Origin of the sequence: Mycobacterium sp. 29Ha (genome assembly GCF_032883055.1) — a bacterium.
Taxonomy (GTDB): domain Bacteria; phylum Actinomycetota; class Actinomycetes; order Mycobacteriales; family Mycobacteriaceae; genus Mycobacterium; species Mycobacterium gallinarum.
On record NZ_JAMQTI010000058.1, the window covers coordinates 1 to 5,215 of the forward strand.

2 protein-coding genes are annotated in these 5,215 nt (G+C 63.5%); one reads left to right on the forward strand and one right to left on the reverse strand.

All coding sequences use genetic code 11. From position 1 onward, the window contains the following. Positions 1–787, reverse strand: a 787-nt coding sequence (locus tag M1248_RS33050; RefSeq protein WP_317150910.1) for an AMP-binding protein, incomplete at its 3' end; no start/stop codon positions are given. A 220-nt stretch (positions 788–1,007) separates the two neighbouring features. Here M1248_RS33050 and pks2 point away from each other — a divergent pair. Next, a partial coding sequence (pks2, locus tag M1248_RS33055; RefSeq protein ID WP_317150911.1) for a sulfolipid-1 biosynthesis phthioceranic/hydroxyphthioceranic acid synthase occupies positions 1,008–5,215 on the forward strand: 4,208 nt, incomplete at its 3' end.

A 5,215-nucleotide genomic window follows, 5' to 3' on the forward strand; every position in this document is an offset into this window, starting at 1 on the left:
GAGTGTGAGTTGCCAACAATTGCATCCACCGGGCCGGACGCTGCAAGAACGACACCGGGCTGGTAAGCACTGCGGGTAGTCCCAGCAAAGTTGGCGCACAAACTCCGAGCACCAAACCCATGTCATGATAGAACGGCAACCACGACACAAATGTGGTGTCTAGCGGAGCGACGCCTCCGTGGCGCGAAAAAAAGTCAGGCAGAAGCTGCTTGAAATTGGCGAAAATGTTGCGATAGGAGATCATTGCTCCGGCTGGGTTCCGGGTTGATCCCGATGTGTATTGCAAATAGGCGGTTGTTTGTGGGCCATCTTCGCGACCCTCGGATCGCACGGGCGCGTCCAGATCCAGCAAATCAATTTCCATGATGGCGGGCGGGGACGTTCCTGGCTGCACGGTGACGTGTGAGGTCACTGGTCCAAGGGCAGCCGATGTGGTGAGGACGGCGGCGGGCGAGGCGTCGCGCAATACCGAATCGACACGGTCGTCGCTGGCGCCGCCCAGCGGGACCGAAAGCGGAACCGCGATAAGCCCGGCCTGCAATGCACCCAGGAAAGCAACGATGTAATCCAGTCCCTGCGGAGCCAGAATTACGGCGCGATCACCAGGTGCTGCATGCTGTCTCAGCTCACCTGCGACGTTCAGCGCCCGCCGATACAACTGCAACCACGTCAAGCTCTCGGGAACGCCGGCCCAGTCCTGGTCGTAGTCAATGAACGTGAATGCAGTGTCATCCGGCTGAAGACTTGCACGTTCGCACACCAGGGCCGGAATGGACGTCGCAACCACCGCATGAGGTTAACGTGTCCGTCGCCGCCGCGCCCTCGGATGAGAGAAGTTGAATAATCGCCTAACTCTTGTGCTGCTGCCCAGACAATAAAGGTGATGAGTCCGGTCTGATCGCCGCAGACCAATCCATTCCGCTCCGAATCGCCGCAACGATTGGATAGCCTTGTCCGGTGCTCGACCCGATGGCACACGGCCAGCTTCAGCGAATTTCTTGCCCACTATGAATACGACACCTGTCACACCGGTTGCTGTCATCGGCATGGCGTGTCGTCTTCCCGGCGGTATCGACTCCCCTGAGCAGTTGTGGGAGGCGTTGTTGCGGGGTGATGACCTGGTCACCGAAGTTCCACCCGACCGTTGGGACGCTGACGAATATTACGACCCCGAGCCAGGGGTGCCCGGTCGCTCGCTGTCAAAGTGGGGCGCATTTCTTGATGACGTCGCCGGCTTCGATCCCGAATTTTTTGGGATCAACGAGCGGGAGGCCACCGCGCTTGATCCGCAGCACCGGTTGTTGCTGGAGAGCTCGTGGGAGGCCATGGAGCACGCCGGCCTGACCCCGGAGCAATTGCACGAATCTCGCACCGGTGTGTTCATGGGACTCACTCATTACGACTACCAACTCGTGACGGCCGGTTCTCACGCGATGGAGAAGCCATACGGCTTTCAAGGCAACATCTTCAGCATGGCGTCCGGGCGGATCGCCTACGCCCTGGGACTTCGCGGTCCGGCGTTGACGGTGGACACCGCCTGTTCATCGAGCATGACCGCGGTGCACATGGCCTGCCGCAGCCTGAACGACGCTGAGAGCGACATGGCATTCGCGGGCGGCGCTTTCGTGATGCTGGATCCACGGAAGTTCGTCGCGGGCACCGCCGAGGGCCATCTTTCTCCGACGGGACACTGTCATGCCTTCGACGTCGCGGCCGACGGGTATGTGTGTGGCGAAGCCAGTGCGGTGGTGTTGCTGAAGCGTTTGCCGGATGCATTACGCGACGGTGATCGGATCTTGGCCGTGGTGCGTGGCACGGCCGCCAACCAAGATGGCCACACGGTGAACATCTCGACACCGTCGCTGAGTGCGCAGACCGCGGTGTATCAGGCGGCGTTGGAGATTGCGGGCGTGGACGCCGGTAGCGTCGGGATGGTCGAGGCACACGGCACGGGCACCCCGGTGGGTGATCCCAGCGAATTCACCAGCCTGGCCAAGGTATACGGCGTCGAGAATGCCTGCGCGCTCGGCTCGGTGAAGACCAACCTCGGCCATACCCAATCCGCTGCCGGTGTTCTCGGGCTGATCAAGGCGGTACTCGCGATCGGACACGGTGCTGTTCCGCGAAATCTGCATTTCACGCGTCTGCCCGATCAGCTAGCCCGTATCGACACCAACCTTTTTGTGCCGCAGGAGAATACGCCGTGGCCCACCGACGGTAATGCACCTCGCCGGGCGGCGGTGTCATCGTATGGTCTTTCGGGAACCAATGTTCATGCCATCGTGGAGCAGGCTCCGGAAGCCGCTGCGCCCGAGGGCATTTCAGCTGACGTGTCAGCGACGGCGCCGCAGCTGTTTGCGCTGTCGTCGACCTCGGCCGATGAGCTGCGCCGTACCGCTGGCCGACTGGCCGACTGGGTAGCTGCACACAATGACGTGGCGTTGCCGGACCTGGCCTACACCCTGGCGCGTCGGCGCGCGCGCCGCCCGGTGCGCACCGCCGTCGTCGCCAGCAGCCGAGCTGAGCTCACCGTGGCCTTGCGCCAGGTCGCCGACGGCGACACTCCGTATGACGCTGCGGTCGGGCGCGATGATCGGGGTCCGGTGTGGGTGTTTTCCGGGCAGGGGTCGCAGTGGGCGGCGATGGGCGCGCAGCTGCTGGCCACCGAGCCGGTGTTTGCGGCCACGGTTGCGCAAGCCGAGCCCATGATCGCCCGCGAGTGCGGGTTTTCGGTGACTGAGGCGATGTCGGCAGCGCAGACCGTGACCGGTATCGACCGGGTTCAGCCGACCCTGTTCACCATGCAGGTTGCGCTGGCGGCCGCTCTTGAGGCGTACGGAGTGCGCCCGGGCGCGGTCATCGGGCACTCCCTTGGCGAGGCCGCTGCGGCGGTCGTCGCGGGCGCACTGTCGCTGGAAGACGGTGTGCGTGTTATCTGTCGGCGTTCGCGGTTGATGACCCGCATCGCGGGTGCCGGCGCAATGGCATCGGTGGAATTACCTGCCAAGCAAGTACTTTCGGAATTGACGGCGCGCCGCGTAAAAGACGTCGTGGTGGCGATAGTGGCTTCCCCCCAGTCAACGGTGATTGGCGGTGCCGCCCAGACGGTTCGCGAGCTGGTTTCGGACTGGGAGCTGCGTGACGTGATGGCCCGCGAGATCGCCGTCGACGTCGCATCACATTCGCCGCAGGTCGAGCCGATTCTCGACGAGTTGACGGACTTACTGGCAGAGCTCAATCCGATGACGCCGCAGATTCCGTTCTACTCGGCGACCCAGTTCGACCCGCGCGAGCAGCCGGTGTGTGACAGCAGATACTGGGTGGACAATCTGCGCCGCACGGTGCGATTCGGCGCGGCGGTGCGGGCCGCATTGGAAGACGGCTATCGGGTGTTCGCGGAGTTGGCGCCGCACCCATTGCTCACCCATGCTGTTGAGCAGACCGCACGCAGTCTTGACATGCCGCTGGCGGTCCTGGCCGGCATGCGGCGTGAACAAGATCTGCCACACGGGCTGCGCGGCGTCGTGGCAGATCTGCACAGTGCGGGTGCCGCGGTCGACTTCTCCGTGCTGTATCCGAATGGGCGCCTGTTGGACGCGCCGCTACCGACCTGGACGCACCGTCGGCTATGGCTGACCAGCGACGGTCAGCAATCCACCACACATGGTGGCAGCACCGTTGTCGTACATCCGCTGTTGGGCCAGCATGTGCACCTGCAGGAAGAACCGGAACGCCACGTCTGGGAAGCCGAGGTCGGCACTGATGCTCAGCCATGGCTCGCTGAGCACCGGGTTCGCGATGTGGCCGTGCTTCCGGGAGCGGCCTACTGCGAAATGGCGCTTGCTGCGGCACAATCATTGCTGGGCGGGGATTCTGAGGTCCGTGACATCCGCTTCCAGCAGGCGTTGCTCCTGGATGAGCAGACCACGGTCGGAGCCTCGGCGTCGGTCGCATCGCCGGGCTTCGTCGACTTCACCGTAGAAACACGGCAACAAGACGAACAAGCGCGGCAAGCTACCGCAGTCCTTCATATCGCGGATGATCAGCGACCACCTGCCTACGACACCTGCGCGCTCATTGCCGCGCATCCACGCCGCGCCGATGGCGCCGACGTGCGTAACCGCCTGAGCCAGCAGGGTGTTCAATACGGTCCGGCGTTTACCGGTCTCGGTGCGGTGCATATCGGCGAGCGGGAAACCCGAACCGTGGTGGCCGAGGTCGCGCTACCCCGGGATCTCCGCTCGCAACAAGATGCTTACGGTGTCCACCCTGCGCTACTGGATGCGTGTTTTCAGTCCGTAGCGGCGCATCCCGAAGTCCAGGCCCTCGCCGGGGAATTGCTGGCATTGCCATTGGGCGTGCGTCGCCTGCGCGCCTACGGCCGGGCCCACAGCGCGCACTACTGCTACACGCGGCTGGTGAAAGCCGACGCTACTGGCGTTGAGGCCGACCTGGATGTGCTCGACGAGCACGGCACGGTCCTGCTTGCCGTGCAGGGGCTCCGATTGGGCACCGGAGAATCCGAGGAGGACCTTCGGGATCGCGTGCTGGGCGAGCGGCTGCTGACCATCGAATGGCGGCAGCGACCATTGCCCGAACTCCCTCATGCCAAGGCCGGAACCTGGTTGTTGATCAGCGTCGCCGACACAGACGCGGCAGCCACCGCACTGGCTGACGTAATGAAAGGGCACGACGCGCAGTGCAACACCATACGCTGGCTAGAGCACGTCGACGGCATCACTACCACGGAACAACTGCGAAATCATTTGCGTGCCGGTGGAATCACCGGTGTGGTAGTACTCGCGGGAGCGGACAACAGCGATACCGAGGCGCAATTCCTGTCGCTGGGTCGTGAGTATGTGCAGCATCTGGTCCGTATCGCCCGTGAACTATCAGAGCTCCAGGGCGGAGCACCTCGCCTGTATGTCGTGACCCGCAACGCACAGACGGTCCTGGCGGATGATATGGCCAATCTGGACCAGGCTGGCCTGCGCGGCATTACACGGGTGATCGGTGTTGAGCATCCGCACTTGAGCGCAACTCAAATCGATCTGGACGGAGTCACCGACGTCGAGCAGGTGGCGCAGCAGCTGCTCAGCGGGTCCGACGAAGACGAGACGGCATGGCGCAACGGCGAATGGTATGTCGCGCGCCTATCGCCCGCTCCGCTGCGACCAGAAGAGCGACAGACCACCATCGCCGACCACGAGAGCGA